The organism is Ktedonobacter sp. SOSP1-52 (assembly GCF_016587395.1).
Map to the genome: position 1 here is coordinate 666,570 of NZ_BNJH01000005.1, position 20,703 is coordinate 687,272.

The window sequence follows — 20,703 nt, forward strand, 5'->3', positions numbered from 1 at the left end:
GATTATCGGCTAGAAAAATCCTCTTCGAGGGGGATTGTTCGTCCATGCAGTAGAACTTATGCTTACTGTTATAGCAGAGAAGCCTTTTTAATGTGATAGGAGCATCAGCTAGAGAGAATGTAAAAAATGGATAGAAAGATATATGGTGGTTATTGGGATCTCTCTCGCAACAGCTCAACATGGGTTGAGCTGTTGCGAGAGAGAGCGTTTTCTCATCCCGAAAGACGGGTGTATACCTTTTTGGCAGATGGAGAGAAAGAAGAAGCTCATCTGACCTATGCTGAACTAGATTACCAGGCGCGAGCGATCGCATCCCTGCTACAGGCCAGTCGGGCCAGTGGACAACCCGTGCTTTTGCTGTATCAACCTGGTCTGGCGTACCTTGCAGCCTTCTTTGGCTGTTTATATGCCGGCGCGATCGCCGTTCCAGCATACCCGCCCAGGTTGAATCACAATTTAGAGCGCCTTGAAGCGATTGTTTCAGATGCGCAACCCGTGCTGGCCCTTTCGTCAAAAACGGTGGCCACGGCAGCCATGCGCCAGCAGTTTACAGCGTTCTCTCATCTAGGTAATCTTCATATTGAGGTCACTGATACCCTACCAGAAAACATGGCCGATCAGTGGCGCGAACCAGATGTAAATGGAGATACGCTGGCCTTTTTACAATATACTTCCGGCTCAACTGGCAAGCCAAAAGGGGTCATGGTGAGCCATCAGAATCTTCTCTATAACCATAGGATGCTGCAGGAATCTCTGCAGCATCCTGTAGACGCCCCCTTTGTTAGTTGGTTGCCACTCTTTCACGACATGGGGCTTATCGGTCACGCTCTCCAATCCGCCTATCTCGGTACTTCTTGCATTTTTATGTCACCTTTTGCCTTTCTGCAGAAGCCACTGCGCTGGCTCCAGGCCATTTCACACTATAAAGCGTACACTTCTTTTGCCCCTAACTTCGCATACGATCTGTGTGTCCAGAAGATCGCCCCCGAACAGCGAGCTACCCTGGATCTCAGTTCGTGGCACAATGCTCTCAATGGCGCGGAACCCATTCGCGGTGAGACATTAGAGCGCTTTGAGCAGGCCTTTGCGCCTCATGGCTTCCGGCGCGAGGCTTTTATAATGGGATACGGACTGGCCGAAGCGACCTTATTTGTTTCATCCGCCAGGCAGGGAGAGCAGAGCCTGGTGCGGACAGTGAACGCCGATGAACTTGAACGGCATCACGTGGTTCGTGCTACCGAAGCAGACAAACGCTCCACGAATATTGTGAGCTGTGGTCATACCCTTTTGGAGCAGAAAATAGTCGTTGTCGACCCCGATACACACCTGCCATGCTCTTCCGATCGGATTGGGGAAATCTGGGTCTCTGGTTTGAGTGTTGCTCAGGGGTACTGGAATCGTGCAGAGGCGACCAGGGAGACGTTTCACGCGTACCTGGCGGATACAGGAGAAGGGCCATTTATGCGTACCGGGGATATGGGATTTTTAGAACGCGGGGAGGTGTTTGTTACCGGTCGCTTAAAGGATATGATTATTGTCCGTGGTCAGAATTATTATCCCCAGGATATTGAGAAGGTTGCAGAGCAGTGCCATCCGGCGTTGCGACCAAATTGCAGCGCCGCCTTTTCACTGACGGTTGATGGCGATGAGCGCGTGATCCTCGTCCTGGAAGTTGAGCGTCAGCATCGGCATCAAGATCCGAAAGGTATCTTTTCCGCTATTCGCCAGGCGGTGTTTGACCACCATGAATTACATATTTATGGTATTGTGCTCATCAAACCGGGAGCTATTCCTAAGACGAGTAGTGGTAAGATCCAGCGCCAGGCGTGCCGAGAAGCGTTGGTGAAACGGCAATTGCCTGTGTTATCCGCGGACTTGCCACCATCGATCGCCGTTCTGTTAGAGCCAGTGCCGCCTGAACAGCCCTCGGTAGCGTCTGCAGGTCAAGCAACTGACGCTGCACATCGGTTTGCGGATTCGCATCCTCACCTGCACAAACATGCTGAATATGAGCAGAAATCGACCGCGAACGACCCTACCACTGAATCTCGGAGCCACAAAACGATGCAATTTAGCTTGCTTTATTTCGCCAGCGACGAGACAGCATTAGCTGAACAAAAATATGAACTCCTCCTGGAAGGGGCCAGGTTTGCAGATCAACACGATTTCACTGCTGTCTGGATACCTGAGCGGCATTTTCATCCCTTTGGTGGTCTATATCCAAATCCTTCTGTCCTCGCTGCCGCCTTAGCTGTGACCACCGAGAAGCTCCGTTTGCGTGCAGGTAGCGTCGTTTTACCTATGCATCATCCCGCACGAGTAGCCGAAGAATGGTCGGTTATCGATAATCTTTCCTCTGGCAGAGTAGATATCGCTTTCGCCACCGGTTGGAATCCGAATGATTTTGTGCTGGCACCAGAAAACTTTGCCAATCGCAAAGAGCTTCTGTTCTCAGGTATAGAAACCTTTCAAAAGCTCTGGTCTGGTGACGCTATAAGCTGGTCTAATGGAATTGGACAGCAAACAGCCGTTAAGATCTATCCGCAACCCAGGCAGCGTGCACTTACTCCCTGGATTACCTGCACCGGCAATCCCGAACGCTTTGCCGAAGCTGGCGCGATGGGCGCAAATGTGCTGACTGGTCTCTTATTCCAGAACGTTGAAGAACTGGCTGAGAAGATTACTCTGTACCGCAACGCGCGGGCGAGCCATGGATACGATCCCGATAGCGGGCACGTTACACTCATGCTCCATACATTTGTCGATGAGGATATGGATGAGGTACGTCGCAAGGTGCGCGCGCCTTTTACTGCGTATTTGGAATCCTCGGTCGATCTATGGCGACATGGACGAGAGAATCTTGATGGATTGACACCCCAGGAGCGTGAGCAGGTTCTCTCATATGCTTTTGAACGGTATTTTCATACGCACGCTTTGTTTGGGACTCCTCAGAGCTGTGAAAAAATGGTTGCGCGCCTGGAGGAGGCCGGCGTCGATGAGATTGCTTCTCTGCTCGATTTTGGCCTGGATGTAGATACCGTCATGGATGGCCTTCACTGGCTCAATGTGTTGCGCAAGCGTGTGCAGAAGAGACGTAGAGCGCAACGCAGCGAAGGCAGGGGCGTGACGAACAGCGTACAGATGATGCCTGAGCCACCTGCTCTAAAGAAACAGCAGGACCAGAGCCAGCATCACCTGCATGCCTATCTGCGCCAGCAACTTGCCCAGGCAGTGGAACGTAGCCCTGAGGAACTGGCCGATATTACGAACATTCGCAGTCTGGGCCTGGATTCGCTCAAAGTGATGAGTATTGTCAACAATTGCCAGCGTGACCTGCAGGTTATGTTGGATGCCGGGCAATTTTACGAATTGACATCCTTTGATAGCTTGCTACAATATGTGGCCGACGAATATGCGCGTGCCCATGCCCGAGACAACCGCGCCACGCTGGACAGTGCTCCGCCACTTGCCGTGCAGAGGCAGGAGCGGCAGATGTACTTTCCTCAGTCCTTTGCCCAGCAACGCCTGTGGTTCCTCAGCCAATTGCGACCAGACAACGTAGCCTACAATGTGCCAACCGCGATCAGTATCTATGGGAATATACATGTCGAGGGCCTACGTTGGAGCCTGGAAGAGATCGTGCGCCGTCACGAGATTCTGCGCACGACGTTTGACATGCGCCAGGGGCAGCCGTCTCAAATAATTAGTGCCACGGCTACGTTCTCTTTGCCCGTGGTCAGGTTGAACATAGATGACCCACAGGCGCGCCAGGAAGAGCTCCAAAGGCGGGCACTGCAAGAAGCGCAACTCCCCTTTGACTTGATCCAGGGTCCGTTGTTACGCGGCACGTTGATCCTGTTAGATGCAAATGAAGCGATGCTCCTGCTCACCTACCATCACATTGTCGCTGATGGCTGGTCTCGAGGCATCCTCATGCATGAACTGCAAACGCTATATACCGCCTTTGTTGGCGGGCAGCCTTCACCATTAGAAGAACTGTCCATTCAGTATGCAGACTTTACGATGTGGCAGCAAGAATGGTTGCAGCGGCCGGTCGCCAACAGAGGACAACAGAGGCACGATGCGCAGTCGGCGCATGCTGAAGAGGCGCAAACGCTGCTGTCCGACCAACTGGCCTACTGGAAGCAGCAGCTTTCCGGTCCGCTTCCTCTACTTGAACTTCCATTAGATCATCCCAGACCTCCTTTGCAAACATTCCATGGAGCACATCAGGCTATCTCTATACCTGAGCCATTGATGCGAAAGCTCAAAGCGTTAAGCGAGCACGAGGGGACGAGTCTCTTTATGACCCTGCTGGCCTCCTTCCAGCTCCTGCTGGCCCGCTATAGCGGGCAGGAAGATATCCTGGTTGGCAGCCCGATCGCGGGACGTACACGAACCGAGACCGAAGCATTGATCGGCTTCTTTGTCAACATGCTTGCCCTGCGGATAGATCTCTCGGGCAACCCCTCGTTCCATGATCTGCTGCAAAGGGTACGCACTGGTTGCCTGGAGGCATACGCCCACCAGGAAGTCCCCTTTGAGCAGGTGGTAGAGGCTGTCTATCCATCACGCGATCTGAGTCGTTCGCCTATTTTTCAGGTGGTCTTTGTGTTGAATGAAGATTCCTGGAGGCTTGAAGCGAATGCAGCTGGATTACAGTTCCGCCAGGTGGAGATGGAAAGTGGCATCGCCGCTTTTGACCTGACCTGGTCGGTAACAAATAAAGGGTCAGGCATCGTCGAGTACAATACTGACCTGTTCGAGGGGGGAACCATTGCCAGGATGCTGACGCACTGGTATGAGCTTTTGCAGACCATTGTTGCCGATCCTTCACAACGCCTGACAGATATCTCGCTACTGACAGCCGCGGAACGGCAGCAGATGCTGGTGGACTGGAATATGACAGATACGTCATATGATGACAATCGCTGCCTGCATCAGATCTTTGAAGAGCATGCTAGGCGGACTCCCACGGCCATAGCGATCAAGACTCCGACGACCAGCTTGACCTATCAGCAAGTGGATGATCGCTCAAATCAGCTGGCCCGTGCGCTCGTGCGCCTGGGAATAGGCGTTGGTGCGCGTGTTGGATTGTGCATGGGCCGGGTGCCAGAAGCTATTATTGGTTTACTTGGTATTCTTAAAGCCGGTGGTGTCTATGTCCCCCTGGACCCCCAATATCCCCGGGAGCGACTGGCATTTATGTTCGAAGATGCTCAGATCTCTCTCCTATTAACCCAGAAAAGTGTGCAGGAGTACTTACCCCAACAGTTGTTGCCAACGCTGTATTTGGAGCCACGCTGGTTCCAGGATTGCAACGAGTCGTCAACTCCGTTGTCAATGGATCTGACCCCTGAGCAACTGGCATATATCATCTATACATCCGGCTCGACCGGCTTGCCAAAAGGGGTTGCTGTCTCGCATCAGGGGTTGCAGAATCTGGTAGAAGTCCAGCGGCAGAACTTTGATTTGCGGCCAGAAGATCATATTCTGCAATTCTCATCTCTGAGCTTTGACGCATCGATCTGGGAGATGTGTATGTCACTGGGTACTGGCGCGACGTTGTGCCTGGAGGATGAACAGCGTGTATTAGCAGGGGCAACGCTGAGAGATGCTTTAGAGCGGCTCGCCATCACTGTTGCGACGCTACCCCCCTCTATTCTGGCATCCATGCCTCAGGAAGCCGGAGGGCTCTCTCAATTGCGGAGCATTATTGTCGCTGGCGAGGATTGTCCGGCAGAACTGGTCGCGCAGTGGTCCGGGGGCCGTCGTTTTTTCAATGCCTATGGTCCGACTGAAGCGACGGTGTGCGCTTCGATGGAGCTGTGTACCGATGGAGCACACAAGCCTTCGATTGGTCGTCCCATCGCGAATATGCAGCTCTACCTTTTGGATTCAGCCCTGCAGCCTGTGCCCATTGGTGTGCCCGGTGAGCTTTATATCGGAGGTGTCGGTCTCGCGTATGGCTATGTTAATCGCCCGGCATTGACGGCCGAGCGTTTTATACCACACCCATTTCATGGCGGTCGGGGAGCGCGCCTCTACAAAACAGGCGATCGTGGCCGCTATTGCGTTGATGGAACGATTGAGTTTCTGGGGCGGGTGGATAATCAGGTGAAGATACGCGGGCATCGTATCGAACCGGGTGAGATCGAAGCGGTGCTCTTACGACATTCTCTAGTACGGGAGTGCGTGGTGGTGGTGCAGGAGCGCCAATCAGAGGATCAGCGCTTGGTCGCCTATGTGGTTCTGCAGAAAGGGAGCCAGTTTTCCAGCGATGATCTACGTGGCTATGTCAGGCAACACCTGCCCGAGTATATGGTACCGGAGATTGTGATGCCCCTGGCATCTCTGCCACTGACCCCCAATGGCAAGGTTGATCGCAAGCGGTTGCCAGAGGCGGTGATCGCCCGTGAGCAAGAAGCAACGCGTCTATTGCCATCTAATGCGTCGGAACAATATATCGCGGATATATGGCAGCACTATCTGCAGCTTGAAAAGATTGGCCGCCATGAAAACTTCTTTGATCTGGGCGGCCATTCCCTGCTCGTTGTGCAGGTGCTGCAAAAGCTACAGGAACATTTTCAGCGCACTATCGCCCTGACCGATATATTCAAGTACCCTACGGTAAGCTCTCTGGCCAGATATCTGGATCAGACCGAGCAGCAAGCCCAGCTTGCGCATGAGCAGACAAGCACTCTACAAGAGCGGCAAGAAGAAGCATTACAGGCTGGCAAGGACCGCCTGAAGAGGATCAGGCTGTCGACAAGCGAAAGAGTAAGAAAATGACAAATGGAGAGCTGAACGGGCTGGAGGTGGCTATTGTTGGGCTGGCGGGACGTTTCCCTGGAGCAAAAAATGTCGAGGAATACTGGCAACATTTGTGTGAAGGTACCGAGACCATCTCTTCTTTCTCGGAGGATGAGCTTGCGGCTGAAGGCGTGGACGCGCACGAGCTACAAGATCCTGCTTACGTCAGAAGAGGAGGGGTGGTCGAGGATATCGATCTGTTTGATGCCGCCTTCTTTGGCTACAGTCCAAGAGAAGCCGCGTTTCTCGATCCGCAGCAGCGCCTCTTTTTAGAATGCGCTGAAGAGGCGCTGGAAAATGCCGGCTATGATGCCCGCAGCTATGGTGAGGCGATCGGTGTCTACGCTGGTGCCGGATTGAATACCTACCTGCTACGCAATCTGGCACATCTGCAAAACTGGTCTGATAGTGGCGGCATTTTTCAATTGATCACCGCCAACGATAAGGATTTTCTGGCCAGCCGGGTCGCGTATAAATTGAATCTGCGCGGGCCTGCCCTGGCCGTGCAGACCGCCTGCTCTACCTCTCTGGTTGCTGTACATCTGGCGGTACGGGCTCTGGTTGGAGGCGAGTGTAGCATGGCCCTGGCTGGCGGCGTCACGCTGCGCGTTCCCCAGAAGGTGGGCTATCAATACCAGGAAGGCGGCATCTTGTCGCCAGATGGTCATTGTCGGGCCTTTGATGCCGATGCGCAAGGGACCGTTGCCAGTAATGGCGTCGGCATTGTGGTCTTAAAGCGACTAGAGGATGCTCTGGCCGATCGTGACCATATCTACGCGGTGATTAAAGGGTCGGCGATCAATAATGATGGCTCGACAAAGGTAGGGTATACGGCCCCGGGCATTCAGGGGCAAGCACGTGTCATTCAGGACGCACAGCTCGTCTCTGAAATGGACGTGGAAAGCATTGGCTACATCGAGACCCATGGTACCGGCACCATCAATGGCGACCCGATTGAGATCGCAGCTCTGACTGAGGCCTTCCGTGCCAGCACCGATAAGAAGAATTTTTGCGCGATTGGCTCGGTTAAAGAGAATATTGGACACCTTGATACGGCATCCGGGGTGGCTGGCTTGATCAAAGCGGCGTACTCTCTGAAGCATCGCGTTCTGGTACCATCGGTACATTTCAAAAGCCCCAACGCAGCTCTGCAGCTAGAAAATAGCCCTTTCTATGTCAATACCGAGCTGCGCGAGTGGCAGACAGAGAATGATCTACCCAGGCGAGCGGGCATCAGTTCCTTTGGAATTGGGGGGACGAATGCGCATGTCCTGCTGGAGGAAGCCCCCGAGCCGGCTAGCTCTATGCGCACGTTCAGGCCGCGGAAGGTGGTGATGCTATCGGCCAGAACAGAAACTGCTCTGCAGCAGGCCAGCGTACAACTGGCCGCCTATGTTCGTCAGCATCCAGAATTTGAGCTTGCTGATATTGCCTATACCTTGCAGGTCGGACGACCGCTTTTTCAGTATCGACAGGCTCTGGTGTGCCGTGATGCCGATGATCTGGCCCGGAAGCTGGAAGCGGAGGATGCGGTCCAGCTGATGAGAGGAGTGGTAGAAGGCGCAGAGAATGCCGTTGTATTTATGTTTCCCGGTCAGGGCGCGCAATATATCGAGATGGGCCGCGATCTTTACCAGACAGAAGCCGTCTTTCGCAACGCCATAGAGCGTTGCGCGGAGTTATTACGGCCCCACCTGGGGATAGATCTGCTGCAAGTCCTTTATCCTGCGCCTGAAGGTGATCGGGAGCAGGATTCCTGGCGTTTGACGCAGACCTGGTTAACCCAGCCCGCTCTCTTTGCCGTGGAATACGCGCTGGCAAAGCAGTGGGAAGCCTGGGGGGTCCATCCCTCAGCCATGATTGGACACAGTATTGGCGAGTATGTCGCCGCATGTCTGGCGGGGGTCTTTTCTCTGGAGGATGCCCTGCAGCTGGTGGCGGCACGAGGACGTTTGATGCAGCAATTGCCGGCAGGCGCGATGCTTACGGTCTCACTGCCTGCGCAGGAAGTTCAGGCATTTTTGGATGACCGTCTCAGCATTGCGGCTATCAATACGCAGACACAATGTGTGGTGTCCGGGCCAACAGACGCTGTTGAGTCGTTGGCCCGGCGCTTGCAAATCCGTGGTATCGATTGTCGGCGTCTTCATACCTCACATGCCTTCCATTCGCTGATGGTTGATCCTATTATTGATGAGTTTGTTGAGCTGGTGAGATCCATACCCCTCCATCCCCCGCGACTTCCCTATATCTCTAATGTGACCGGAACCTGGATTAGCAATGTACAGGCTTGCGATCCTCTCTACTGGGGACATCACATGCGGCAGCCGGTTCATTTTGCCACGGGCATTGCGGAAATCCTGCACGAAGGCAGCCCAATTTTACTTGAGGTTGGCCCCGGAAGGACGCTAAGCACCTTTGCTCGTCAACAGAGCCAGGCCCTGCCACAGCAGATAAGCCATACCATTATTCCATCCCTACGCCGGCCCAGCGAGACTACCAGTGATGATGAATTTATGCTGACGGGCCTGGGCCGTTTATGGTTAGCAGGCGTGTCTATTGCCTGGGACGAATTTCATGCTGGCGAACTGTGTCGCCGCGTCCCTTTGCCCACCTATCCATTTGAGCGCCATCGCTACTGGATTGATTCTGTCCAGCTTGCCAGGGGGGCGCAAACTCAAGTGATCCCTTCAGAGAGCGAGGCGCAACAGCCGAGCACCGTGGCTGATGCTGACACAACCCTGTATCCTCGCCCGGTGCTACCAACCCGCTATATTGCGCCGCGCACTCAATTGGAACAGACCCTGGCGACGTTATGGCAACAGCTTTTAGGGGTTGCACAGATTGGTGTGTACGATTCTTTCTTTGAATTAGGTGGTCATTCGCTGCTGGCGACCCAGCTGGTGTCGCGACTGCGCTCCGACCTGCAGGTCAGTCTGCCTTTACGGGCTATTTTTGAGGCTACGACTGTGGCCGAGCTGTCCCAACGCATCGAGGAAAGTTCATCAGCCAGCGTAGATGACGAGGCCCTGGTTCAGCCGATACCCGTTCTGACACGAGAAGATAGGCTCCCACTGTCCTATGCACAGAAGCGTCTCTGGTTTATGCAGCAGATGGAGCAAGATGCCGGCTTCCTGAATATACCGCTGGGCTTACGTCTGCGGGGCCCGCTCGATCTTGAGCGCCTGCGTCACTGTCTGCAGGAGATAGTCAACCGCCATGAGACGTTGCGCACCACCTTTGTTGTGCATGCTGGTGAGCCTGAGCCATTGATCGCATCGACCCTGCCTGTGATGCTAGAGATTGAGGACGTCCAGGGATTGGCAGGCAGTGAGCAACAGCTGGCTGTCCAACAGCTGTCGACACAAAAGGTGCGTAGAGCCTTCGACCTGGAGCATGGTCCCTTGTTTCGCGTAACCGTGTTTAAGCTGGCCCCGCAGGAACATGTGCTACTTGTTGCGATGCATCATAGTATCTCTGATGGCTGGTCGTTTAGCATTCTGGTGCGCGAGCTGATCGAGCTTTATACAGCCTCCCATAACAGTCAGCCATCCTCTCTGCCGCCGCTGGCCGTGCAATACGTTGATTTTGCGGCCTGGCAACAACAATGGTTACAAGGCAATGAGATCGAGCGGCAACTGGGATACTGGCGCAAGCAACTGGCGGGTCCGCTGCCGGTATTAGAGCTTCCCACCGATCATCCACGGCCGGCCATCCAAACCTATCGTGGTGCGCATTTTCCTTTTCGCTTGCCTGGCGCGCTCACTGAGAGCATCAAGGCACTGAGCCAGCAAGAGGGGGCGACCCTGTTTATGCTCTTACTGGCGGCCCTGCAGATCGTCTGTTCTCGCTACAGCGGGCAAGAAGATATCCTCATCGGAACGCCGATCGCGAATCGCAGGCGAAGCGAGATAGAGAAACTGATTGGTTGTTTTATCAATACCCTGGTTATCCGCACGCAGCTCTCAGGCAGCGAGACCTTCCAGGAACTCTTGCGCTCTATACGCGAAAAAGTGCTGGAAGCGTATGCCAACCAGGATCTTCCTTTTGAGCAGGTGGTGGAGGCCCTGCAGCCTGAACGAGACCTGAGCCGGTCTCCCATTTTTCAGGTCATGTTTATGCTGCAAAATGTGCCGATCCCAACCTCTGAGTTCGCTGGCCTGCACCTGGATCTGCTGGACATTGATAACGGTGCCACACAGTTTGATCTGACGTTTATCGTTAACGAGACAGAAGAGTGCGTGGCCGGCCTGGTCGAGTACAATGTCGATCTGTTCGAGGAGGAAACGATCAGGCGCATGGTTGATCACTGGCAGGGCGTTTTGATGGGTGTGACCGCCGACTGTACCCGGCGGATCGCCGACGTGCCGCTCTTCACCACTGCCGAGCGAGAGCAGCTTAGCGCATGGAACGATACACAGATGGCCTGGCAGGAGCCGGACTCGCTGCCGCAACTCTTTGCCGCACAGGTTGCGCGCACCCCTGATGCCGTCGCCCTTGTCTGGGGACAGACCTTCTGGACCTATGCTGGACTCAACAAGGCCGCCAATCAGGTAGCCCACAGGCTGCGCGCAGCGGGGGTTGGCCCCGGTAAACTGGTTGGTATCTGCCTGGAGCGTTCGGCGGAACTGGTTGTGGCCATGCTGGGCGTGCTCAAGGCTGGGGGCGCCTATGTTCCACTCGATCCAGCGTATCCGCAGGAACGCTTAAACTATATGCTTACGAACAGCCAGGCGGTCGCCCTGTTGATCGAGGAAGCATTTGTCGAGTGTTTCCCCCTCGACGCTACCTGTGCCCTGGTGACTTTGCCCCTTGCTGCCAATGATGGAGAGGACATAGACGATCCAGACGTGGAACTGAGCGCTGAAGATTTGGCCTATGTCATTTATACCTCTGGCTCTACAGGCAAGCCCAAGGGAGTCATGATTTCCCATCGCGCACTGCGCAATTGTTTCCTCAGTATGGCCCGGCAGCCGGGATTGACTGGCGCGGATAACGTGCTGGCGGTAACCTCATTTTCTTTTGATATCGCTGGTCTGGAGCTCTTGCTGCCTCTGGTGGTTGGGGCAGCGATCACCATCGTGAGTCAGCCGGACGCTATGGATGCGTTTGCGCTCCACCATCTCCTTGAAATGACAGGCGCAAGCTTTATGCAGGCCACTCCGGCCACCTGGCGGCTGCTGCTAAACGCGGGTTGGCAGGGGAGTTCCGCCCTCAAAATACTATGTGGTGGTGAAGCTCTTCCCTGGGAGCTGGCGCAGCAACTCTGCCAGCGTAGCGATAGTGTATGGAACATGTATGGTCCGACCGAGACCACTATCTGGTCTACCCTACGCCCGCTGCACACGAACGAGGCGCAGATCAGCATCGGGTGGCCAATCGCTAATACACAGGTCTATGTGCTGGATCGTCAGGGGCGGGAACTGCCTGTTGGCGTTGCGGGCGAGCTATTCATCGGAGGTGAAGGGATGGCGCATGGCTACTGGCAACTGCCAGCCTTAACCGCAGAGCGCTTTGTGCCAGATCCTTTCAACAACCAGCCTGGCGCGCGCCTGTATCGGACAGGTGATCTGGTGCGCCGGACGGCTGATGGCGCCTTAATCTACTTGAACCGCTCCGATTTTCAGGTTAAGGTACGTGGGCATCGTATCGAACTTGGCGAAATTGAAACACGGTTAGCGCAGCATCCCGCAGTTCGTGAATGCGTCGCGGTAGTCCGTGAGGAGAGAGAGGGTGATGCCCGCCTGGTAGCATATATGGTCCCGCAGCCCGGAGCTGTTATCAGCCAGCCTGAGCTACGCACTTTTATGCAGCAGCATCTGCCAGAGTACATGGTGCCCTCTCACTTTGTGCAGTTGGAGCGTTGGCCCTTAACCCCTAACGGAAAAATTGATCGCAGAGCGCTGCCCATACCTGAGTTTTCCGGATCGCAGACCCATCTCATCGCGGCTCCGACCAGCCCCATTGAAGAGATAGTGGTAGATGTCTGGAACAGGATCTTGCAGCGAAAGGTTCCAGGGACGCGCGAGAATTTCTTTGACCTGGGTGGTCACTCTCTCCTGGCAACGCAGTTGCTGGCGCAGATTCGCGAGCTGTTCTCGATCGAGATACCACTGCGCAGTGTGTTTGAAGCTCCTACCGTGAAAGAATTTGCAGCCTTGCTTGAGCGCGTACTGCGCCAGGACCAGGACCACCAGGTCGCTCCAATCGTGCCTGTGCAGCGCGAGCGCTATCTGCCCGCCTCTTTTGCTCAGCAGCGGCTCTGGCTGCTTGAACAATTGTCACCCGACACGGCTGCTTACCATATCCCGCTCGCGGTACGGCTGCGCGGGCCATTAGATGTCGCAGCCCTGGAACAAGGCCTTGGGGAGATCATACAGCGTCACGAAAGCCTGCGTACCGTCTTTAGTATGCAAGATGGTCAGGTCAAACAAACCATCCTTCCATTTAGCGGCTTCACCCTTTCCTCTATCCATCTATCTGCCTGGGATGCCGCCACTGGCGAGCAAGAGCTTCAGGCGCTGGTCCGGGCGGAGATTATGAAGCCATTTGATGTTGGCCAGCTTCCTCTGGTGAGGGCCACCCTCTTTCAGAAACAGGAGGAAGAGTATGTTCTGCTGGTGACGATGCACCATATCGTTTCCGACGGCCCCTCATGCCGGGTACTTATCGACGAGCTTATTCATTACTATACGGCTTTCGCGCAAGGAGACTTACCTGCCCTGGCGCCGCTCTCGATCCAATACGCTGATTTCGCCTCCTGGCAGCGTCAATGGTTGAGTGGAGAAAGACGTGATGTGCAATTGCAGTACTGGAAACAACAACTGGCGAACCTCGTGTTGCTAGAACTGCCAACGGATCATCCGCGTCCGGAAGCGCAAACGTTTAGAGGGGCAGATAGAGTCTTTACGCTTCCCCAGTCGCTGACCACAGCTTTACAAGACATCAGCCAGCGGGAAGGTGTTACCCTCTTTATGACCATGCTTGCCAGCTTCCAGGTTCTGTTGTATGCATACACCGGTCAGGACGACATCACAGTAGGAACGCCTGTGACCAATCGGAGCCACGCAGAATTAGAAGGATTGATTGGCTTCTTTGTGAATACACTGGTCCTCAGAACCAGCCTGTCCAATAATCCCAGCTTTACCGAATTGCTGGCCCGCGTACGTGAGGTGTGCCTGGAGTCCTACACACACCAGGATCTTCCCTTTGAACAGATTGTGGATGCTGTTCAGCCGCAACGGGACCTGAGTCGTTCGCCGCTTTTCCAGGTAATGTTTATGCTACAATACCTGCCTGATGTCGTCTCATCCTTCCAGCTTCCCGGCCTGCAGCTGAGCCCGTTTCCAATTGGCAGCCAGGCGGCCAAGTTTGACCTGACCCTTGACCTTACGGTCACGGAGCAGCATATACAGGCTCGTCTGGAATATGCCACCGACCTCTTTGAGGCGCAGACGATAGAGCGCATGATCGGACACTGGCAAACGCTGCTTGAAGGGATCGTTGCTGATCCCACCACGCGTATCGCCTCACTACCCCTGCTGACGGCCGAGGAATATCAGCTGTGCATCAATGATTGGAATAAGACCCGGAGCTCCTATCCAGAGGAGCTATGCCTGCCTCAACTGTTCGAGGCGCAAGTTGAGAGCACTCCAGATCATCCAGCGGCCATTTTTGGAGATGAGCAGCTTAGCTATCGCGAACTGAATCGACGTGCGAATCAACTGGCCCACTACCTGCAAAAATTGGGCGTGGGACCCGATGTAAGGGTTGGCCTCTACCTGGAACCCTCATTGGAGTTATTGATCGCCATCCTGGCTATCCTCAAAGCGGGCGGAGGATATGTTTCGATTGATCTGGCCTATCCGCGTGAGCGCGTCGAGTTCCTGCTGCGCGATGCAAGCGTCGCGGCCTTATTGACTCAGGAGCGCCATCGCGACAGGATACCTGTTACTGACCAGGGCGCGCAAGTAATCGCATTTGATACCATCCACCCTGAACTCGGCCTGCAATCTGTGGATAATCCCGAGAGTACTGTTTGCCCCGACAACCTTGCCTATATCCTGTATACATCAGGTTCAACGGGCGTTCCTAAAGGTGTTATGATTCCGCATCGGGGCCTGGCTAATTATCTGCAGTGGTGTCGCCAGCGCTATGCGGTTGCCGAGGGGTCAGGGGCTCCGGTGCATTCATCGCTGAGTTTTGATCTCACTGTGACCAGCCTCTTCTCGCCGCTGCTTTCCGGCCAAACGGCGGTACTGCTCCCCTTTGAGCATGGCGTGGAGTCGCTCAACGCCGCGTTTCAGACATATCAAAACTTTAGCCTGGTTAAGATCACTCCTGCCCACCTGGCCTTGCTGGGCCTGCAACCCGATCTGGGCCAGTATGCGGCCAGTACCCGGCTCTTTGTGATTGGAGGCGAGCAGCTCCTCGGCGAGAAGCTGGCCTTCTGGCAGGATCTTGCGCCCGAGATGCAATTTATCAACGAATACGGGCCAACCGAGACCGTGGTTGGCTGTTGTATCTATCAAGTTCCCACTGGCCAACGTATCGCGGGACCGGTTCCGATTGGTCGCCCGATTGCGAATACACAGCTCTATCTCTTGAACCAATCTTTACAACCAGTCCCCATCGGGATACCGGGAGAGCTCTATATTGGAGGAGATGGCCTGGCACGCGGCTACCTCAATCAGCCAGCTCTCACAGCGGAGCGTTTCATTCCCAATCCTTTTAGCCCACAAGGAGGGACGCGCCTGTATAAAACGGGTGATCTGGCCCGCTATCGTGCTGATGGCATTCTTGAGTTCCTGGGTCGGAACGATCACCAGGTCAAGGTGCGGGGATTCCGCATCGAGCTGGGCGAGATTGAGGCGGTTTTGTCTCAGCATCCAGAGATTCGTGAATGCGCTGTTGTCGTACAGGTAGACCGGCCTGATGTTCAGCGCCTTGTAGCCTATGTCGTATCCAGGCAGGCGGACGCGACGCTTTCTCAAACGCAATTGCGGGATTATGTCCAGCAGCACTTGCCAGAATATATGACGCCCGCCGTTTTTGTGCAGCTAGCACGACTGCCGCTTACGGTGAATGGCAAGCTGGATCGTGAGGCATTGCCAGCTCCTGGCACCATCGAGCACGAAGCAGGAAAGACGTTCGTCGCTCCACGCACACCGACCGAGCAGACGCTGGCGCGCATCTGGGCGGAAGTGCTCGGCATGGACCGCGTCAGTGTCACGGACAATTTTTTCACGCTTGGAGGCGATTCGCTCCTGAGCATGCAGATCATTGTGCGCGCCGCTCAGGCACACTTACGACTGACCCCCAGGCAGATTTTCCAGCAGCAGACCGTGGAGTCCCTTGCCTCGGTCGTCAATACCTATTCACCCTTCCAGGCCGAACAGGGGATTGTAGAAGGGCCTGTCGCACTGACTCCTATTCAGCACTGGTTCTTTGCACAGCAGCTCAGGCAGCCGTACCACTGGAATCAATCGGCACTGCTCCAATTGGCCGGGCCGATGAATGGTGGAGCGCTGGAAAAAGCCTTTGAGATATTGTTTACGCATCATGACGCCTTGCGCATGCGTTTTACACAGCGTAATGGCGCATGGCAACAGCGCAATGCGGACCAGAAGAACGTGGCGGACTTTTTCTCTTATAGCGATCTAGCTGGACAACCACGTGTAGATCAGGAGCGTATGATTACCGCCACTCAAGCGCTCATCCAGATGGGTTTTGAACTTGATCAGGGCCCCTTGTTGCAGGCGGTGTACTTCGATCGAGGTACGGAGCAGCCCGCGCTACTATTGATCTGCATTCATCACCTCGTGGTTGATAATGTGTCCTGGCAGATCCTTTTGACCGACCTGCAGGCAGCCTATGAGGCGTTCGTGCGCAATGAGCAGCCTCAGCTTCCGCCCAAAACAACTTCCTATCAGCGCTGGGCCGAGCAGCTTGAGCAGTATGCGCAATCTGAAGAAGTGATGCAGGAGCAAGCGTTCTGGCTGGAAGAGAATTATGGAGAGGTCCCGGCGCTCCCACTGGATTTTCCAGCTGATGCTGTCAGCAATACCATGGACTCTGTTCGAACGTATTCGCTTAGTTTGAGCCAGGAAGAGACCAGGGAGCTTCAAGAGAACGTTTCACGGGCCTACCATTTTCCGATGAACGACATTGTACTGGCTATGCTCGCGCTCACCTGCATGCGCTGGATGGAGAGCGATGCGATCCAGATCGACACTGAAGGGCACGGGCGCGAAGAGATATCGGAAACCATCGATGTCTCGCGGACAGTTGGCTGGTTTACCTCGATCTATCCCATCTACTTACAACTGTCACGATCAAGTAGCGAGAGAGATGCCCTGCTGAGACTGCAGGAGAAGTTGCGCCGACTTCCCCAGAAAGGCTTCAACTATGGGGCCCTACGCTACCTGAGTGCAGACCCCTCTTTGAAGCGACGTTTTAGCGCGCTCCCTCGGGCCGATATCCTATTGAACTATGTCGGGCAGATTGACCAGATGATTGCTTCTGCCAATCTATTTACCGCTATCTATCCATCAAGTGAATTTGATCGCAGCCCAATGGATAGGCGGCCCTATCTCTTTGAGATTATCTCTGGCATTCGCGATGGGAAGTTCTACATCGATTGGAAATATAGCTCTCAGGCTCATTCGCCGTCAACGATCGAGCGTCTCGCCAGCGATTTTATGCAGGCCGTGCGTACATTGATGCAGCAGCATCGTCTGAGAGAAGATCTGCTCATTGGCCCTGGCGTCGCGCGGGTGCCCCTCACTCTGGAGCAGTGTGAGCAGCTGCTGACCGGACTGGCTGTCAGGGCAACTGATATCGAGACGATTGACACACTGTCTCCGGCTCAGCAGGGAATGCTCTATGAAACGCTGAGTGGCCCGGGGACTGGCATTCACGTCGAGCAGTGGCTGTCGACGGTCACCGGGAACCTGCAGCTAGAGGCATTTCAACAGGCCTGGCAGCGGGTGATCGATCGGCATACCATCTTCCGCACCGCCTTTGCCTGGGATACACTGGCCGAGCCGGTACAGGTAACACTGCGCAACGCAACGCTGCCGATACAGCATTATGATCTCAGTGAGCTATCTGTTGAGGAGCAGGCGGTATACATTGAAAACTATGCCAGCGCAGATCGCCTGCAAGGTTTTGAACTTGCGCACGCACCGCTGATGCGCCTCACCCTTTTCCGCCTCGCCGCTGACCACTACCGTTTTGTGCTGACCTATCACCATATGCTGATGGATCTCTGGTGCCATCATCTCGTGATACAAGAAGTGTTTTCTCACTATCAGGCCTATTGTAACCAGCAAAGCCTGCATCTGGAACCGAGCCTTCCCTATAGCGAATATATCGCCTGGTTGAAAAAGCAGAATATCGCAGAGGCGGAACGTTTCTGGCGCCGCAGCCTGGAAGGTTTTAGTACTCCGACGCCGCTGGGGCGTACAGGCGAACCGCATAGCCTCTCCGGGCAGGAAGCTACCCATGCATCCGAACTGCTCACGCTGCCGGCCTCGACCACGGCGGCGGTGCAGCGCGTGGCTCGGCAGCATTATGTCACGCTGAATACCCTGTTCCAGGGCATATGGGCCCTGCTATTGAGTCGCTATGCCGATACAGAGGATGTGCTGTTTGGCGTCACCGTTGCGGGCCGTCCTCCTGAGCTTGCCGGCATTGAAAATATGATCGGGCTATGTATCAACACGTTACCGTTGCGGATTCACGTGCGCCCTGATACCCCTCTCTGGGATTGGCTGCCTGCTATTCAGGACTATAATCTGGACTTGCGTCAATATGAATATACGCCTGCGGGCTCCATTCATACATGGAGCGATGTCCCTGGTGGGCAACCATTATATGAGAGCTTGCTTGTGGTCGAGAATTTCCCGGAGAGCTTCTTTGACTTCAATACGACCATTGGAAATGTAACGTTAGCGAGACCAGAGCTGAAAGGGGCGCAGACGCAGCATGCACTGACAATGCTGGTCACCGTTGAAGCAGAGCTTGGTATTGGGTGTATCTATGATCGGCAGCGTATCAGTCAGCCCATGGCGCAGCGGATACTGGAGCATTTCCGCCTGCTGCTGGAGCAGTTGGTAAGCGGGTCAGACAAATCCCTGACCGCCCTGCGGCAGTTGATCACTGATGAGCAAATCCCTGTCATCTATCCCGCAGCCAGGGCACCAGAGTGGGCGCTGGATCCGCCACGTACTTCTATGGAGCATGCTCTGGCGAGTATCTGGCAGGAGGTCTTAGGTGTGCAACAGATTGGCATTCATGTCAATTTCTTTGAACTCGGCGGCCATTCCTTGCTGGCCACACAACTGATTTCTCGCATACGCACAAAGTTACAAATCGATCTGCCGCTGCGCAACCTCTTCGAATATCCTACCATCGCCATGCTGGCAGAACAGCTCACGCGACACACGGAGACGCCAGGATCGCACGAGGTCGCCGCCATTGTGCCTGTGGCGAGTGATCAGGTGCCGCTTTCACTGGCGCAGCAGCGGCTCTGGTTCCTTGATCAATTGCTGCCCGATACCAGTTTGTACAATATCACGAGATCGCTGCGTATTCATGGACCCCTTCAGGCTGTCTGTTTGCGGCGTAGCCTTGAAGAGATCATGAGGCGTCACGCGATCTTGCGCACAACCTTTCACAGCAAAGGCGGACAGCCTATTCAGGTCATCGACCCCCATGTCAACTTGAACTGGACTGTGATAGACCTCAAGCATGACCAGGAAGCGCTACGAGAAGCGCAGGCAATTGCCCTGATGCATGAGGAGGCCCACCAGCCAATGAATTTAGCGCATGGGCCACTCATACGTGCGATGCTTCTGGAGCTCAGTGCTGAAGATGCTATCCTGGTGGTGTCCATCCATCATATCGTCTTTGATGTCTGGTCTGAAGGGATCTTCATACGGGAATTGATGACCCTTTATCAAGCTTTCGCGGCCGGGCAACCCTCACCGCTGCCAGCACTCCCCATTCAGTATGCTGATTTTGCTGTCTGGCAACGGCAATGGTTGCAGGGTACCGTCCTTAACGACCAGATCGGTTACTGGCAAAAGCAGCTGCAGAATGTCCGTGAGCTCGAAATCCCTACCGATCATCCACGGCAGGCGAGACAGGGTCACAAAGGGGCGATGAAAGAGTTCGCGCTAGACAAGGAGCTATCAGCCGCGCTGATAGGCCTGAGCCGCCAGGAGGGTGTAACGGTCTTCATGACCCTGCTGACCAGTTATATGACCCTGCTTTTGCGCTACACCGGCCAGACTGATATCGTCGTGGGGACCGACATCGCCAATCGCACACGGACCGAGACCGAACAACTGATCGGCTTCTTTGTCAATCTGCTGGTGCTGCGCGGCGATCTCAGCAGGAATCCACGTTTTGTTGATGTATTACAGCAGATACGCCAGATGGTACTGGACGCCTATGCGCATCAAGACCTTCCTTTTGAGAAACTCATCGATGTCCTTCACCTGGAGCGTGAGGGAGGTCAGACCCCATTGGTGCGCACCCTGTTTGTGATGCAGAATATTCCCTGGGTGGCTCCCGATCTGGATGATATCACTTTGACCCCTGTCCCAGTGGAACAAGATATCACCAGATTCGACCTGGCCTTCTTTATGTGGGAGACGCCAGAAGGTTTTATGGGTACCGTCAATTATAGCACAGAACTGTTTGAGGAGAAGACAATCGCGACCATGATCAGCCATTTCCAGATGCTTTTGCAGAGCATCTGTACCCAGCCTGATACTCAACTGGACGCCTTGAAAATGTATAGCGCCGAAGCCGAGACCAAAAAGCGCGCTTCACAGCTCAGCCGTCTGAAAAAAGCAAAGCGCGAAGAGATTTTTTAAGCAC

General features: G+C 54.6%; 2 protein-coding genes. Both read left to right on the forward strand.

The genetic code is table 11. The annotated features are described in order from the left end of the window. Positions 1-126 precede the first annotated feature (126 nt). The gene (locus JMJ16_RS43640; RefSeq protein ID WP_201391827.1) at positions 127-6,792 is read left to right on the forward strand and encodes a non-ribosomal peptide synthetase; all 6,666 of its coding nucleotides are present in this window, start codon (positions 127-129) and stop codon (positions 6,790-6,792) included. Continuing rightward, a complete protein-coding gene (locus JMJ16_RS43645) occupies positions 6,789-20,699 on the forward strand; it encodes a non-ribosomal peptide synthetase/type I polyketide synthase (RefSeq protein WP_201391829.1) in 13,911 nt (4,636 codons plus the stop codon). The genes JMJ16_RS43640 and JMJ16_RS43645 overlap by 4 nt, the downstream gene beginning before the upstream one ends. The last annotated feature ends 4 nt before the right edge of the window (positions 20,700-20,703 follow it).